Origin of the sequence: Xenorhabdus khoisanae, from assembly GCF_001037465.1 — a bacterium.
In the GTDB taxonomy this organism is placed as follows: Bacteria; Pseudomonadota; Gammaproteobacteria; order Enterobacterales; family Enterobacteriaceae; genus Xenorhabdus; species Xenorhabdus khoisanae.
In genome coordinates this window covers 1-16,599 of the sequence record NZ_LFCV01000069.1, presented here as the reverse complement: position 1 = coordinate 16,599, position 16,599 = coordinate 1, and the positions used below count along the sequence as shown (strand labels likewise).

Sequence of the window (16,599 nt, the reverse complement as noted above, 5' to 3'; positions counted from 1 at the left end):
AACAATGGATTTAGGGTTCAAGTTTATGGGTCGTCGCGGCGTCCTGATGAGCGAAGCTGATGATGGTACACAGGGTGGTAGTGGTGGCGATGCTCCACAATCAGAGAAAATCCCAGATGCAAGCACAGACAGTTATTCAGAACTTTCACAAGAAGAACTGATCGCTCGCCTGAAAGTGGCTGATACGGAAAAAGCGAATCTCATTAAAGAAACGATGAAACGTAAAACCGACAACAAGACACTGGCAGAAAAATTAGCGGCATTTGGTGATGCAACCCCTGAGCGAGTATCTGAATTACTGGCTGCTCAACAGGCTGCGGAAGAAGAAAAGCAACGCCGCGAACAAGAAGAGCAGGAGAAGCGTGGTGAGTTCGATGCTGTCAAAAAACAGATGGTCGACGCTCATAAAGCTGAGTTGAAAGGCCGTGATGATCACATCACTATTTTGAACAACGAAAAGCAAGCTCTACGTTCTCAGATCCTTGAACTGACAGTAGGTTCAGCGTTCTCCGGCTCAAACTTCTTACGTGAAGAAACGCTGATTACACCAAGCAAAGCTCGTGTGATTTACGGTACTCATTTTGAAGTCGGTGAAGACGGTAGTGTTCTTGGCTATGACAGACCCGCCGGAGCTAAAGATCGGGCTATCTTAGTTGATGGTGACGGTAGTGCTTTAGGTTTTGAACAGGCCATTGAACGCATTTTGAAAGCTGACCCTGAATCTGATGCTTTACTACGTAGCAAAGCCAAACCGGGTGCGGGTTCAAAGAGTGATCCTGTACTGGAAAAACAGCCTGTGTCGAAAGAAAAGAGTTCTCTCGACAAAATTGCTGGCGGACTTGCCAAGTTACGAGCCGGTAAGTAATTAACAAGGGGAGCTGGACGTTCCCCTCTAGCAAAATTTGTGTGCATACTAAAGGGAATTTACGATGCCATTACTGCGAGAAGAAGCTGAAAAGCTGTCTAATAACACGCTTGAACAGGGTGTTATTGAAACCATTATCGACCGTGAAGACTTGTTTGCGGTATTGCCGTTCATGAAAGTGGACTCAAAAGCATACCTGTATAATCGTGAGTCTGAACTGAGCGAAGCACAATTTATCGACGTGAACGATGAAGTACCGGAAGGTGCGGCAAAATTCACTGAACATGTTGCTAAACTGCGTATTCTGGCAGGCGACGTGGATGTTGATAAATTCCTGTCCTCTACAATGGGTGACACGAATAGCCAGATGGCGATTCAAATCCGCTCCAAAGTAAAAGGTCTGGCTCGTGCATTCCGTCGCAATCTGATCCTTGGTGATAGCTCCTCTAACGCTAAAACCTTTGACGGTATTCCGAAGCTGATTCACAACGACCAGAAAATCATTGCTGATTCTGCAATGACGTTCTCCATGCTGGATGAGCTGGTTGATGCAGTTAAAGATTTGGGTGCTGATGCAATCATGATGCGTTCCGAGCATATCCGTGCGTACCGTGCTCTGCTGCGTACCGTGAACGTCGGTCCTACCGAAATCATGATCGAAAACTTTGGTCGTCCAATGCTGACTCACAACGGCGTACCATTCCTCGTGAATGACTTCATTCCAAAAACCGGTGATACAAAAGCGCAGAAAGCTGACATTTACTGTTTGCATCTGAGCGAAGAGAACGGCCTGACGGGTCTGTACGGTGGTGATAATGCAGGTATCGTTGTTGAAGATATCGGTACTGTACAGAACAAAGATGCCACCCGTACCCGTGTTAAATGGTATTGCTCTCTGGCAAACAAACACAACAAAGCTATCGCGGCTCTGACAGGCGTAGCTCTGTAATAGGTGCAGGTGACCGAAAAGGGTGAGGCGAAAGCCCACCCTTTTTTCTTATAGGGGGAGTAATTATGACCGAAAAGCAAGTGAAATTGACCGAAAGTTCAATGCGTGGTTATAACGGGCATCTGTTTATGACCGAGTTTCAAAATGGCAAAACAATAACGCCGGTATCTCAACGAAAGCAGGATCGTATTTTGGCTACCGTTCGTTCTGAAATTGCCGCTAAACCGGCAACGAAAGAGTTGGAAACAATGCCGCCAGTCACACCACCGATTAAAGAGCCTAGCGTATCGGAAGACAAACACGAAGAAAGTTAAGTAATAACAGTAGTGCGGTCGGGATGACCGCACCTTCTCATTAAGGAAAGTGAAAATGAAACCCGCCAAAGTAAAACTCTTGGAATCAGCATTTTCCGGTTATACCGGTGTCATGTCTGGTGTCATGTTTGAGAACGGTGTAAGTAAAACCGCCATTCCGTTTATTGACCAACAGCGGATCTGTTCAATTATGAAAGCCGAAACCGTGGAGGGTAAAAATGTGAGTGGGGCGGCTGCATTAGCCGAATCTCGTGAAATTACAGCAAAACAAGCGTTGGAACTGGAAACGAAAGCGAAACCAATCGCTGAATTGCTACGTGAGGGAGAAAATGATGCGCCTGTTACTCGGTTCACACGGAATGAATTAGAGGCGTTGGCTGATAAAGGCGGGATTACTGCTTTGCGTAAAATTGGCAACGAATGCAATGTGCGTGAGAAGTCAATTGAAGCGATGATCGAAAGTATCCTCAACGTGGCAGGTGAATAATGTCAAAACTGGACGTAATCAAATCAGGCGGTGTATCAGAAATTACTGTGATGTTTGATGCGCTTGATATAGAGAAAGCCTCTTATTCATTGTTCGACATTGCCGGTAAAACGATTATTGCTGACCAAGACATTACTCTGAATAGCGGCGATCTGAGCGCATCTTTTTCCATCTCAGGTGAACATAATACCTTAGTGGATGATAAAACCAAAGATATGCGTCGTGTTGTGGTGAAAACAACCACAGCAAGTGGTCGGGTATCTGAATTTGAACAGTATTATGCTGTTATCGCCTCAATAGAATTAGCTGTACCAAGCGAGTCTTTCATTACCCTGATGGAAGCAAAACTGGCTGCTATGGATATGTATTCCTCAGATGCATTTCTGCTCCTGAGTGATCATACACAGCGTCAGGCTTTGATAGAGGCAACAAGACGCCTCAAGAATATGAAATTCAGTCTCAAGCGGGTTTATAAGATCTCGGATAGCGAATACGACCGGCCTCAAAACGTGTTAGCGACTAATACATTACCGTTCTATCTGGCTGGTGAGTTTAAAGGTGATGCAATTGATTTCTCTGAATTGACAGAAGAAGAATACCGTGCACTGCCTGATTATTTCCTCAATGATATGGCGCAAGCCTGCATGATTGAGGCTGTTTCTGTTGTGACTACCGGTGGTGCGGCAGATGCCCGTGATGAGGGCGTACTGTCTGAATCTATTGGTGAAACAACCAATATGTATCGTAGCGGCAGGGCAGCAACACAGGCATTGTCGCGTAAAACTTGGCGCTTAATTGCACGCTATACAGACAATGTGATTCGCATTCGCCGAGGGTGATATGAATATCAGTTGGCAATCAACCGCAACCATTTATCGTAAATCTGAAACATTGAATATTTATGGAGAACCTGAATTACAGTTTGCTGGAAAATCACCGGTCGGAATTGTTCGTTTTATTCAGGCATATGATCGTTCATCTGTACGAGCGGATAGTTCGGCATCACGAGGTAAAGCGGATATTGAGTTGTTTGATGCCGTTCTGATCTTCCCCGAAAAAACAAAGCTCAATATTGACGATGTGTTGTTGGTTGAAGGTGTGAAGTTGGAGATTAAAAGCATTCACAACAGATTCGGCTTAAGGGGCAAGGAGGGGCATTTTGAAGTGGGAGCAAACTTGTGGGTATCTCAGTAGACATTGGTTCATTTAAACGTGTTCAGGAACGTTTGACGCACAGTCAGCATGCTCTCAAAAAGAACTTACTCAATGAATTACGGAAAATGGCGACTGAAATGCAGAAGTATGCCCGCGCCATGATCCCCCGTGAGACAGGTAGCCTTGAAAGTGCTGTCTTCGCTCATGTTGTAAATAGAAGGGATGAGGTTCATGTGAATCTTTATGTTTCTGAGCACAAGAAACGTGAAGGATTTAATGCTCGTGGTAAGTCCGTCAAGAGTGTTTCAGTCGGTCGTTATGCCAAATACATGCACAATGGACAATATCGGCTTGGGATATTGTCACGAATTAAACAGCAGAGTAATTATGCTACCAATATGCGGGTTAAAGTTGGTAACGGGTTTATCGAACGAGCCGGTAATACCGTATGGAAACGCAGCCGTGATGATCTAAAAGAAGCGGGTATAAGAGCGGGTTTTGGTCGAGGTCGATGGAAATGATTTTAGAAGCATTTACTAAATATCTTGAATCAAAAGGAGTGGGAAAAATAGGAAAAGATCTGTTTTGCCACTATATGCCACCCAAAATACCTCGTGGCTATCTGGTTATGTCGCCTAGCGATGGGATTAAAATTGATTCAGAGTTAAAAGGCTACTATCAAGACATTTTTCCGTTTATGATTAGAGCCGAAAGTATTGGAAAGGTTAACCAATTAAGTCATGCTGTTATGGAGCACCTTTCAGTACGTGATATTGAGATTAATGGAGTTTATTTCAATTTAATACAAGTCATTACATTGCCTACTATCTACCCTCAAAATGACGGAGGTTCTTTTGAAGCAGGCGTTGTGATAGAGTTCAGTTGTTATTTAAAATAAGTAAGGGAATACTTATGGCAGGTTCAAAAGTTGAAAATATTAAGCTAGGTGCATGTAACGTTTCTTTCAAAGGCGTTGATTTGGGTTATACCAAAGGCGGTGTAGAGGTGGAGGTTACTACTGACACACTGAAAGTGACGGTTGACCAGTTTGGTGAAACCACCGTTTCTGAGTTGATTCAGGGGCGTAATATCAAAGTGACTGTGCCACTGGCTGAAACCGTCCTTGAACGTCTGGCTACCGTAATGCCGGGTAGTGAAGTGGGCGGTGCTGGTGATGAGATTACCATCAAGACCGGTATTGGTATCAACCTTGTTGAAGTGGCTGAATCTCTGGTTCTGACTCCGCTCAACAAAGATGATTACGTCCTGACTCTGCCACGTACTGCTACAGCAGGTAGCTTCACCATGGCATACAAGCATGATGATGTTCGTGTGTTCAATATTGAATTTAATGCTTACCCTGATGACAGTGGTGTATTGGGGAAAATGGCAAAAAAAAAGTAGTTACTGAATCTGCTTCTAAAGATAAAAAATCTGAGGGAAGCAAAGTTCAGAATAATCAATCTGTGGCATAGCACAATACAATCTAAGATTAATTAATTTAATCTGGTAAGTATGTGAATACATATTATATTATAGGGCTTCTATTTGAAGCCCTTTTTATTACATGGAGTTTAAGATGGCAAAACTACTTGACCTTGACGCTATTGCCCCAAAACCTAAAGAAGTTACTTTGCGTGGTGTGAATTACAAAATGTCGCCAATGACGGTGGGTTTGTTCGCGCTGGCGCAGCAATTTGATTCTCAGGATATCGAAAACCAAACTCCGGCTGAGCAATTAAAGGCAGGGCTTGAGATTGTTCGCAAACTGCTTCCTGACATGGGAGAAATCGAAGCAAATAACCTAACACCAGAGCAGGTACAGCAAATTGTTCTCTTTGCATTTCAGGAAGGCGAAGAAACTAATGTGCGTCATGCTGGAGAAGACGCAAAGTAATAACCCGTCAGGAAAGCGGAGTCGAGATTGTTTCTATCGATTTTGGTTTCTACTTTTGTCGTGTTGTTGCTTTTTATGGCGAAACCACGGAATCGGTTATCGCCATGCCGCTTGAACGGTTCTGGTTATTAAGTCGGAACATAGACCGTATCAAGTCAGAAGATGATATTCGTCGTTTGCAGACAGCTAGGGGTGCTCAGGCAACGGCGGATAGTTACACGGCATTTGAGAAAAGTTTACAGCAGCGATTGGGGCAGCCGGTCATTATGAAAAAGGTGTTGTCACCTTTCCATGCCGAGGCTGATCCAGATGCCGAACTGAAATTAAGGAATATATTCGGTAAGGGCTAAGGATGGCTGACTCATTAGGTTTTCGATTGTCGCTGGACAGCAAAGAGTTTGAGATAAAGATCGATAATGCGGGTCGTTTACTCAATCGTCTCTCCAATCAAGGTACAAAAGCCAGTACGGGTGTTAAGCGTTTAGAGGGCGGGTTTAGAGGTTTTGGTCGCACGTTGTCAGATACGATTACTACAATCGGTATGGCATCTTTTGCAATTGGAACACTAAAAACCGCCCTTTTTGATTGGCAAAAAACTATTCTTGATAGCGCAGGAAAATTAGAACGCCTGCAAGTCATGTTACAAGGCTTGGCTACATCTTCGGATAAAGCAGCCGAGTCAATGCGAGACTTCCAATACATTATTTCATCGGCAAAACAAGCTCCTTTTTCTATTGATGCTATTTCAGATAGCTTCGTTAAATTAAAATCATCAGGAATAGATCCAACCAAAGGTTCTATGCAAGCTCTGGTTGACGCAACTGCTCGATTTGGTGGTGATAGTGAGCTTTTGAAACGGGCTACAATTGCAATCCAACAAATGTCTGGTAAAGGCGTTGTCTCGATGGAAGAACTTCGTCAACAACTTGGTGAAGCAATCCCTACCGCGATGCAATCAATGGCATTAGGTATGAACGTGTCAATGGCTGAATTGGTTAAAGCAGTTTCTAGCGGCTCTGTTCGTTCAAAAGATGCTATTGAATCAATGATGAACATTTTGGAAGTCTCATACGGCGGCTCTGCCAAGCGAATGATGAACACCTATGTTGGTTTGTTATCACAAATGCAAACTAACGCCGCCCTTTTAGCCAAATCCATTGGTGACTCTGGTTATATGGATGCCGTTAAAGATGCAATTCGAGATATAAACAGCTTATTGGGTAGTAACGCGGCTGTTTACTATGGAGAGCAATTTGGCAAGATGGTTAAGGAAATTATTGACGCCTCTAAAGAAATGCTTGTTTGGATATTTAATAACAAAGAAATGCTACTGTCTTTAGGCTCAGCATTAATGCATATCGCTGGCGGTGTACTTGTTCTGTCCTTTTTTAAGTCAATAACTGGTGCGTTAACAGGTTTTAACAGAATGATCGCAACGACTGTGACAAGTTCTGGCGGTCTAGCAAGACAAATGGTTTTAATCTCTCAACGCGCTTCTGGCATGGGGCAAAATCTTAACCTTGGAACAATTGCCATTGGAAGAATGAAACATGCTTGGCGTGGTTTAGACGCTGCTATGAAAGCCAATGCCATTGTCTTTGCGGTTACTACGATTATCGAGGTTCTTGCTTTACTTGCATGGTGGTATGACAAAGTCAATGAAAGAGCCAAAAACGCGATGGAGACGGCTAAAAACACGCCTGAATTGGTGACTGATGAACAAATGGAGGACTTAAAAAAAGCAAAGGAAAGTCAATTAAAAGAATTAGAAGAAATTGAAAGCAAAATCAAATATCAGCAAGAGCTTATGCAACCTGCTTTAGAATATAAAAAGAGTGGTAAATCTCCCAACGAAGAAGCGTTGAATCAAGCTTTGGAAGTAGAAAAAGCCTTATTAAAGGAAAAAGAAAAAATTGCTGGAAAATTACAAAAATTACAAGATGCTTTAACTAATACCGAAATCGCTAAAGCTAAAATTGCGTATGAAAGAAAACTATCCCAACTTGAGAATAGTATTGAAAGAGAAGATGGGGTCAGAAAATCAGAGTTAAGATCCAAACTTGAGGCTCTTAATGCTGAAATGGTAGCGAAACTCAACGCGGTAAAAAATGATACTGCGTTGCAACTTTCTATCCGGAAGGAATACGGTGAGAAAATGGGGGTTTTGTACAATGAGGAATTAGAACGTGGTAAAGAAAGTATTACCAAACAGGCAGATTTAACTCGAACTGAAATTAATCGCATAATGAAAGAGTTAACTGAAGTTCGGACTCGGGCTGGAAATAATACAACTGATATTCAGAAACAGCAGATTACTCAACTTGAAAACCAGCTATTATCCGCCACTAACTCTCTAAATAATTATGAAAAAATGTATCAAACCACCCTTGAACGTATAGCCAATTCTGCAAAGATGTTTATGGGGTCGATGATCGGTATTAATGGTGAGGCTATAGATGCTACATCCGATGCCCTCGGTGATAAATTAAAAACTATAGAGGATTCGAGCCGTAGAAATTCCGCATCAGCACGTTTAGGTAATGGTGAGAAAATAAAGACAATCGATGGTAGAACCGCCACCTCACAACAAGAATTGCAGACTCATTACAATATAGTGGATGCGCTTAAAGAAGAAAAAATTAACGTTGATAATCTTGAAGTTGCCTATAAAAATTTAAGTAAAAGTCATAAAGCAAGTATAGATGCAGCAATGGCAAACGCACGTATGGCGGGTAATGCTGCGAATGAAAAGAAGGATAACTCCAAAGCTGAAAAAGCTAAACGTGAAGCTGAACGTGTGGCTGAGGCACATCGTAAGATCTTGAGCGATGCTGATGCTATGTCGGCAAAGATCGGTTTTGGGAGCCAAGAGGTTGTTAAATATAATCAATCATTAGATGAATTGAGAAAAAGCCTTGAAAAACTCTCCAAGGCCTCTCCACAAGAAGGAATTTTGTCTCAAGAGCAGATAGATGATGCCACAGCGTGGTTGGCGGAAATCAAAGCTGAAATAGAAAACGATGATTATCTAAATGCTTTGGCAAAAAACTCTGCTGATCAACTTATTTCAAAATGGGCGGGGTTTGCGAATACAGTTAAAGGTAATATGACACAATCCATTGCAGAAATGCGTAGCGAGTTTGAAAAGAATTACCAAGCAGCCGATAATTATTTTGCCAAGATTATCAAGGCAAATGAAAAAAATACCGAAGTTTATGAATATCTAAAAGCAGAGCAAGCAAAATTCCACGCTGGCAAAGAAGAAGCAATGGTGCGTATGACTGAAACCGCTACGGCGAAGATGGCATACGATTACCAGAATCTGGGTAAGTTAATTGACGATAATTTCAAGAATATTTTCGATAACCTCGAAGATAAGCTTATGGAATTTCTTGATACCGGTAAATTTAATATTGCTGATTTCGGTAATTTTATTTTTAAAGAGCTTCAACGTAGTTTTATCCGTAGCATGGTTATTTCACCGATGATTAACGGGCTAGGCTTAGGTGTTGGCGGAGACACAGGTGAAAGCTTCATCTCAAAAATCGGTGGAGCTATGGGAAGTATAGGAAGTATGTTTGGTGGTTCTGGTGGCTCTAATGCTACAGGAGGCACTGATGGCATTGCTAAACCTGCTCAATCTTTCGGTGAAAATGCCGCGTCTAAATCTACTGAAGAGCTTGGTAAGGCGGCGACTGAAACAACAGGCGCATTGCAGACAATGCAGTCACAAGGTATTTTCGCTACCATCGCTGGTTACGCTCAACAATTGTGGGCAATGTTCACTGGTACAACCGCACAAACCGCGAATACCGCTGCTACAACAGCTTCCTCCGTTGCAAACACCACTTTATCGGCTAGTGCGGCGATGGCTTCTGCATCGTTAATACAGCTTTCAATTGCTGCTACAACAGCGGCAATGAAGCAATCGATGGGAAGTTTTGCTTTTGCGAACGGAGGTATCATGAGTGAATCTGGAGCGATACCACTAAAAGCATATTCAAAAGGTGGCATTGCCACTTCACCTCAGTTGGCTCTCTTTGGTGAAGGGTCACACAATGAAGCCTATGTACCTTTGCCTGATGGCCGTAGTATTCCTGTAAGTATGAATATTGCAGATAGCGATATTGGTGCAGGTTCAGATAAAAATGTAATCATTTCTATCTCTGTAGTAAATCAGGGAGGGGATAGCAATGAGGAGAGTAATTCCAGTAATGAATCGGCATGGAACGAAACGGCTCAGAAAATTAAATCCATTGTTCTTGAAACAATGACTGAAGAAAAACGACCGGGCGGTATGTTAAGAGAGTAATACATGGAACGTAAGACCTTTAAGTGGCATCCGAAGTTTGAATCTAGTAAAAGCTTTAAGCCAACAATTAGTAAGCAGGTGTTTGATGAAGGTTATGAACAACGATTAACGTCGGGATTCAATTGGCGAAAATACGAATGGAACTTGGTATTTGAGGGGGGATATCCCCTCATTCAAGAAATAGAGGATTTTCTTTACGAACATGGCGGGAAAGATTCATTTAATTGGGTGTCTCCGGATAAGAAACCTTATTTAATAGTATGTGAAGATTTTAATATTAAAAGAGATACGGGGAGTGCAACCTTAACAGCGACATTCAGGCAAGTATTTGATTAAGTTTGTCCTATTTCCATAGAAAAATAACACGATTTCAAGGAGAGAAACGTAATGACAGGAAAGTCAATCAGACAGCAAATTCAACTATTATCACCTGAATCTATCTTTGAGTTTTTTATTATCGATCTGCCTAATAATATGGGCGGAGGTAGATTTTATTTTCACGCTGGTACAAATGATCTGAACCAACCTGTTGTATGGCAGGGAAAGTTCTATCAACCTATGCCGATAAAGGCAACAGGCTTTGATATTAGCGGAGAAGGTAAACTTCCAAGACCTAAGTTAAAAGTTGTCAATCTGCATGGATTGATTTCTGCTGAGCTGCAAACTAAAGACGACTTGTTAGGTTGTCAGGTGACACGCAAACGAACGATGCAATGTTTCCTTGATGCAGAAAACTTTCCTGATGGTGTCAATCCAGATGCAAATCCAGAACAGCACTTTCCTGATGATGTGTGGTTTATTGACCAAAAAAACCTTGAAACTTGTGAAATAGTGGAGTTTGAACTGGCGTCAGTTTATGACCTGATGGGAGTACAGCTTCCTAACCGCCAAGTGATCCGTAATTCTTGTCAGTGGGATTATCGTGGGGCGGAGTGTGGATATACCGGCCCCGCTTTTGATAAAGATGACAAACCAACTTCCATCGCTGGAGCAGATTTTTGTCCTAAGCGATTATCTAGTTGCCGAGCGCGGAAGAATTACTTTGCTGATGGCATCATTATGTTTGGCGGTTTTCCGGGAGCGACACGAGCATGATCCAAGAAATGATGAGTACATCTCTGTATTTGGAAATGCAACAGGCAGCCGTCACAGCCTATCCAAACGAAGCCTGTGGGTTGTTGGTCAACACTAAAGGAACTAAGTATGAGCTTGTGTTGTGTAAAAACGTTGCGGAAGACCCCGTTAATTTTTTTGTGATGAATGCAGGAGATCAAATAGCAGCAGAAAAAAGGGGGGAAGTCGTAGGGGTGTGGCATAGCCATACGGATGGAACTAATAAAGCCAGTGAAGCAGATATGGCAGGTTGTGAAGCCTCAGAACTTCCTTGGCTTATCATCAATGTGACAAAAAATTATAACCCTGAAATTGACAGTGAATTCATCATCAGTGATGTGAATGTCATTTCTCCGAATGGTTTTGAAATGCCTTATGAGGGAAGACCTTACGCTTTTGGAGTATTTGATTGTTGGATGTTATGTCGCGATTACCTCAAGCGAGAATTTAATATTCAGGTGGGAGCATGTTCGCATCTGCATATCCCTAATTGGTGGGATGGCGATAAAGATATTCTCAGTGACAACATCACTGAACAGGGATTTATTAAGCTGCCTTACGGAACACAGCCAAAACGTGGTGATCTATTTCTTATGAAAATAGGAGCTAAGATGCCGGATCATTGTGCAGTTTATATCGGTGATAACCTGATTTTGCATCATCAATCTAACCGGCTAAGTTGTAAGGCAATTTACGGTGGTATGTATCAGAAAACAACGATCCATCATTTACGGCATAAGGAATTGCTATGAGTGAAAAGATAAAAGAACCTAATCTCGTTACATTTGAATTTGGCGGCGTGCTGGGCAAGAAATTTGGCAAAGAGCACAAGGTAAAATGCACGACGGTACGACAAGGTGTCAGCATTATTAACTGCAACAGACAAGGGTTGCTCGCTTGGATGAAGCAGAATGCTAGAAAGTACCAGAAATACCATATCCGTGTGACCAGAGCCAATGGCGCAACACGCGAAATGAGCGAAACCGAATACCAGATGGAAAATAACGGGGACATGATTCATGTTTGTATTACGCCTATTTATCGTGGTGCTGGCGCTAAGGCTATGAGTATTGTTCAGGTCGTTGTTGGTGTAGCGTTAATGATAGCTTCAATTTGGCTCGGTCCAGCAGCTTTTATGGCTGGTCTTTCCATGTTGGCAAGTGGTGTAGTCGGTCTTTTGTCAAAACAACCGAAGCCAAACACGGGAGGGGCGGATAACCGCAAAAACTCAACTTATTTTGACGGTCCTGAAAATACGGTGGAACAAGGGGCGCCCGTGCCTCTTATTTACGGCGAAGAAATCCTTGTTGGCTCTCAGTTAATCAGCCTTAAACTGTCCGTAGAACAGCTAGTACCTGATCCGCCAGAACCCAAGAAGATTAAAACCGTGGTGGCTTAAAAACCAAAAGAGGCTAATTAAAGCCTCTTTTTCGCAATTTCATACACTTCATTCCGATTACGTTTTCCAATTGTTACAACGACAATAATTAGTTTTTTGTCTACGACTTCATAAACCAGTCTGTAACCAGATGCCTTGGACTTAATCTTGTAACAGTTTGGCATACCACTTAGTTTCGCTGATGGAATATATGGATTAATTGTTAAGGCTTTTAATTTCTTGGCGAATTGTTGTTGAATGTTCGAGCGAAGTTTTTTCCACTCTTTTGCCGCATCTTCTCTAAACTTTATTTTGTATGTCCTATCCTTGTTGCTCATAGATATTCATCCAAATCAATATCTACAAGATCCTGATTCTTACGAGCCTCTACAATTTGAATTAATTCTTTATCTTCCAGTTGATCTAATAAGCTTTCGTAAATATCAGCCGGAACACAATAGAATGCGGGCTTGTTGCGATTTAAGATAGCAACAGGATAACCTTCACCTGAACTAACAGTAGCCATTGGATTTTTTTTTAACTCACTAACGCTCGCTGTCACATTACTTAGGATAACTTGAGGCATATTTCCAACTCCTTAAAAGACCAGTTAATAAGTCATATTATAGTTATAAAAGACTGGATAACAAGTCTCTTTAAATTGTATTAGCATATTGCATTGTCTATTATAATACGTATTTGAATACCTATTTTTTGTGATATGGAGGTTACAGTGAAAAAAGAAAAAATATTCATAGCGGGAGCTGGTGGTGGTGGTGGTAGTGATCGCCCAAGACAGTCTATTGAAGCCCCTGATAATGTTGAGTCCAAAACACTTGCTTCAATGCTAGATTTATTGGGAGAAGGTGTAATTGGTGGTTTGAAAAATGGCGGTCAGTCTATCTTTTTGGACGACGTGCCTTTGTTAAACCCTGACAGCTCGCCTAACTTCAATGGAGTGAAGTTTTGGGAAAGAAGAGGGGAACAAAACCAAGATCCAATAGATGGCTTTGACGATATTGAAACGCCTTATAATGTTGCAACACAGCTTAAGGCTACAACACCTAAGACATTGCAAGTGGATAATGATGATGCCGACCGAGTGCGGATCATCATGGAATTCCCCCGTATGACTTCAACCGACAAAGAAAACGGAGACATAAATGGGACGGAGGTAAAATTTCAGTTTCAATTAGCCATAGGTGAAAGTTCGTTTAAGCCAGTCATTCCGTTAGACCATAAAGATAGTACGATTAAGATTGCCAAGAAATCGAGCGGTAAATTTCAGCGGGAATATTTTATTGATTTACCTAAGCCCGGCAAAAATTACCGTATTAAGATTATTCGATTTACGCCTGATACCAATAGCGACTACCTGCACAACAAAACTGTAGTGGCATCCTACGGGGAAATCGTATTTGCAAAAATGGCATATCCTAACAGTGCGATTGTTGGGATCACCATTGATTCACAGGAATTTGGTGGAAATATGCCTCGTCGTTCATACCTTGTTTCGGGTATGAAAATTCGAGTCCCTTCAAATTATCGTTCTGCAGACAACAGCTATCAGGGAGATTGGGACGGTGGCTTTGATATTCAGGTGTCATCTAACCCTGCATGGATTCTTTATGACTTACTGACGAACAAACGATACGGTTTGGGTAATTTCGTCAACGAATATATGATAGATACCGGTCAGTTCTATCAGATAGGACGATATTGCGATCAAGAAGTCCCTGATGGCTTCGGTGGTATGGAGAAACGGTTCACTATTAATACAGTGATTGCTAGCCGTCAGGAGGCATATAAGGTCATTTCTGACATTGCTTCGGTTTTCCGAGGCATGGTGTTTTGGGCTGGTGGTATGATAAACCTCCGACAAGATAGTCCGGCTACACCAGTCATGCAGTTTTCAGCATCAAATATCATCGATAAAGTCATCCGTAAGGGATCTTCACGGAAAGACCGCCCAACAGTTGCCGTTGTTACATACAACGATAAGGATGATCTTTACAAGCAAAATATTGAATACGTCGAGGATGAGGAGGCCAAGAAACGCTTTGGGATTCGTAAAACAGAGTCGCTAGCGTTTGGGTGTACCAGTCGGGGACAAGCGTATAGAACTGGTTTGTGGCTGCTTTATACTTCGAGAATGGAGACAGATGTTGTTATCTTCAAGGCAGGGATCGATAGCTCATTTCTGGTTCCCGGTGAATTGGTAAAACTGCAAGATAAATATCGTTCTGGTAAGCGTAATTCGGGGCGTATTAAGTCTTTTACCCAAAACAGCATAACACTGGACGCGCCAGTACGACTGGATAAAGAGGGAGCATTTATCACGTTTCTAACAGTTGACAGCCGTATGATAGATCGCAACTTACTTGAATCGACTGGCGAATACCAGACTGTGACATTCAAAGAGCCGATTAAAACTGGTGATGAACCTGTGGCAATGGGTATTTGGACTATCACTGAACCTGACTTAGAACCAGTTTTGATCCGTATTTTGAGTGTGAAAGAAAGTGATGAAAAAGGCACGTTTGAAATCACTGGTGTTGAACACAACCCGACTAAGTTTGAAGCGATTGACCGTGGGGCAATCCTCATTCCGCCTAAATCAAGCATCTTAGATCCGACTTTCATTAAACCCGTTGGTTTGCAAGTGACGGAGACAACTTATTTATCATCACCCGGCAACCTGTCTGTGAAACTGATTGTATTTTGGGAAGGACGTTCCCCTAAATATGTTGTCCGTTATCGCCGCAGTGATGTGATAGACAATTGGGTTCGCATCGAAGTCACCGATAATCAGTGTGAGATCCTAAATGTCGCTGACAATGCCCGTTACGATATTGAAGTATTTGCAATTTCAGTTACTGGCAGACGAACAGAAACCTTAGCGACTGTGTACAAAACGTTAGGTACTCTGATGCCACCTAGGGTACCTAAAAATCTTGTCGCGGTTGGGGACTATCGGCAAATAGTGTTGACTTGGATAAGCCCTGATTCAATCGATCTTGATACTATTCACGTTTATGGCTCAAGAACAAATAAATTAGAGACAGCAAGTTTACTGGCAAAAATCCCATCAACGACCTTTACGCATTCAGGATTGGATGATGACGCCACATGGTTCTATTGGGTCAGAGCAGTTAACAAGCGAGGCATGTTAAGCCCTGTAAATTCTAACTTGGGTACAAGTGCGACTACGAAAGATATACTGTCTTTTTTGAAGAATAAGATTACTTCAAGCGAACTAGGTAAAGAGTTATTAGAAGAAATCGAAACCAAAGCTGCCGGTGAAGACCTTGATGCAATACAAGATTTGGTTGGTGAAACGGATAAAAAGATCGATGCAATACAAGATTTGATTGACGAATCGGGTGAAAAAATTGATGAGATTGACAAAATAACAGGTGAAATCAAGGCTTCTCAAGATATTCTAAATTCTTCCGTTGAAACGGTAAAAGAGAATGCTAAAAAAGCCCTGAAAGATGCAGGTGACAACGCATCTAAGATTGTCAAAATCAAAAATACTGTTGACGAGCAGGATAAAAAACTCTCTTCAACGTTGGAGGCTATTCAAACGGTAAAAGGCAATATAGAAGCCGTTTTGCTCGAAGAGAAAAATTCTCGTATTGAGGGTGATAAAGCAACAACTGAAAAAGTTGAATTGATCGAAACAAAGATAAACAGCCACGATGCGGTCATTAAAAGGGCTGAATCTACTGCTGTTGATGCCGGGAAAACAACCGCTCGCGTTGCTGGTTCTGTTGAAGCGGTGGCTAAGGCTGCTATTGATACTGCGTTAAAAGGCGAAGAAGAAGTTAGGGAACAACGTGAAACCAACGCCAAGATATTCACTGACCAGAAAGTAATTGTGGATGGGCAGCAGGCATTGTCTCAAAAGATAGAAACAATGACCGCAGAGTTCAATCAAAACATCAAGGCCCAGTTAAGTGAGGAAAAACAAACACGGGCAAATGCGGATGAAGCATTGTCTAAGCAAGTTACGCAACTGAAAAGTGAAGTCGATCAAAACATCAAGGCCCAGTTAAGTGAGGAAAAACAAACACGGGCAAATGCGGATGAAGCGTTGTCTAAACAAGTTACGCAACTGAAAAGTGAA

The 16,599-nt window shown here is 42.1% G+C and carries 18 protein-coding genes and 1 pseudogene; 17 read left to right on the top strand and 2 right to left on the bottom strand.

Annotation, left to right across the window (positions count from 1 at the left end):
* Positions 1-4 precede the first annotated feature (4 nt).
* The 16 genes and pseudogenes from AB204_RS11460 (at position 5) to AB204_RS11385 (ending at position 12,491) form a co-directional block, all read left to right on the top strand.
* Entirely contained in the window at positions 5-865 is an 861-nt protein-coding gene (locus tag AB204_RS11460; RefSeq protein ID WP_047963506.1) for a DUF6651 domain-containing protein, read from the top strand.
* Between the two features lie 64 nt (positions 866-929).
* A complete protein-coding gene (locus tag AB204_RS11455) occupies positions 930-1,814 on the top strand; it encodes a major capsid protein (protein ID WP_047963505.1) in 885 nt (294 codons plus the stop codon).
* Positions 1,815-1,879: 65 nt separating this feature from the next.
* Complete coding sequence (locus tag AB204_RS11450; protein ID WP_047766500.1) at positions 1,880-2,128, top strand: hypothetical protein; 249 nt, start codon at positions 1,880-1,882, stop codon at positions 2,126-2,128.
* Positions 2,129-2,183: 55 nt separating this feature from the next.
* Positions 2,184-2,615 carry a hypothetical protein gene (locus AB204_RS11445; protein WP_047963504.1) on the top strand — a complete coding sequence of 144 codons (432 nt, stop codon included), beginning with the start codon at positions 2,184-2,186 and terminating at the stop codon, positions 2,613-2,615.
* On the top strand, positions 2,615-3,454 hold the full coding sequence (locus AB204_RS11440; RefSeq protein ID WP_047963503.1) for a hypothetical protein: 840 nt from the start codon (positions 2,615-2,617) through the stop codon (positions 3,452-3,454). The genes AB204_RS11445 and AB204_RS11440 overlap by 1 nt, the downstream gene beginning before the upstream one ends.
* A 1-nt stretch (position 3,455) precedes the next feature.
* The gene (locus tag AB204_RS11435; protein ID WP_047766503.1) at positions 3,456-3,809 is read left to right on the top strand and encodes a hypothetical protein; all 354 of its coding nucleotides are present in this window, start codon (positions 3,456-3,458) and stop codon (positions 3,807-3,809) included.
* Positions 3,794-4,291, top strand: coding sequence for a hypothetical protein (locus AB204_RS11430; RefSeq protein WP_047963502.1), 498 nt, complete (start codon positions 3,794-3,796; stop codon positions 4,289-4,291). Before AB204_RS11435 ends, AB204_RS11430 begins: the two co-directional genes overlap by 16 nt.
* Entirely contained in the window at positions 4,282-4,668 is a 387-nt protein-coding gene (locus AB204_RS11425; protein ID WP_053067897.1) for a phage tail terminator protein, read from the top strand. The genes AB204_RS11430 and AB204_RS11425 overlap by 10 nt, the downstream gene beginning before the upstream one ends.
* A gap of 14 nt (positions 4,669-4,682) precedes the next feature.
* Positions 4,683-5,171, top strand: a pseudogene (locus AB204_RS11420) (hypothetical protein); the annotation flags it as partial.
* 178 nt (positions 5,172-5,349) lie between these two features.
* Positions 5,350-5,667, top strand: coding sequence for a hypothetical protein (locus tag AB204_RS11415; RefSeq protein WP_047963501.1), 318 nt, complete (start codon positions 5,350-5,352; stop codon positions 5,665-5,667).
* Between the two features lie 104 nt (positions 5,668-5,771).
* Positions 5,772-6,017: a hypothetical protein gene (locus AB204_RS11410; protein WP_047963500.1), complete on the top strand. Its 246-nt coding sequence runs from the start codon at positions 5,772-5,774 to the stop codon at positions 6,015-6,017.
* A 2-nt stretch (positions 6,018-6,019) separates the two neighbouring features.
* Positions 6,020-9,979 (top strand): tape measure protein, encoded by a 3,960-nt coding sequence (locus tag AB204_RS11405; RefSeq protein ID WP_047963499.1) that lies wholly within the window; start codon positions 6,020-6,022, stop codon positions 9,977-9,979.
* A gap of 3 nt (positions 9,980-9,982) precedes the next feature.
* Complete coding sequence (locus tag AB204_RS11400; protein WP_047963498.1) at positions 9,983-10,315, top strand: phage tail protein; 333 nt, start codon at positions 9,983-9,985, stop codon at positions 10,313-10,315.
* Between the two features lie 51 nt (positions 10,316-10,366).
* A complete protein-coding gene (locus tag AB204_RS11395) occupies positions 10,367-11,074 on the top strand; it encodes a phage minor tail protein L (protein ID WP_047963497.1) in 708 nt (235 codons plus the stop codon).
* A complete protein-coding gene (locus AB204_RS11390; RefSeq protein WP_047963496.1) occupies positions 11,071-11,844 on the top strand; it encodes a C40 family peptidase in 774 nt (257 codons plus the stop codon). The genes AB204_RS11395 and AB204_RS11390 overlap by 4 nt, the downstream gene beginning before the upstream one ends.
* A complete protein-coding gene (locus AB204_RS11385) occupies positions 11,841-12,491 on the top strand; it encodes a tail assembly protein (protein ID WP_047963495.1) in 651 nt (216 codons plus the stop codon). The genes AB204_RS11390 and AB204_RS11385 overlap by 4 nt, the downstream gene beginning before the upstream one ends.
* Before the next feature lie 17 nt (positions 12,492-12,508).
* On the opposite strand, the gene AB204_RS11380 is transcribed toward AB204_RS11385, so the two are convergent.
* Positions 12,509-12,808: a type II toxin-antitoxin system RelE family toxin gene (locus tag AB204_RS11380; protein WP_047963494.1), complete on the bottom strand. Its 300-nt coding sequence runs from the start codon at positions 12,806-12,808 to the stop codon at positions 12,509-12,511.
* Positions 12,805-13,056, bottom strand: a complete 252-nt coding sequence (locus AB204_RS11375) for a type II toxin-antitoxin system Phd/YefM family antitoxin (protein ID WP_047766514.1) — start codon at positions 13,054-13,056, stop codon at positions 12,805-12,807. The genes AB204_RS11380 and AB204_RS11375 overlap by 4 nt, the downstream gene beginning before the upstream one ends.
* 147 nt (positions 13,057-13,203) lie before the next feature.
* Here AB204_RS11375 and AB204_RS11370 point away from each other — a divergent pair.
* A partial coding sequence (locus tag AB204_RS11370; protein ID WP_053067896.1) for a TipJ family phage tail tip protein occupies positions 13,204-16,599 on the top strand: 3,396 nt, incomplete at its 3' end.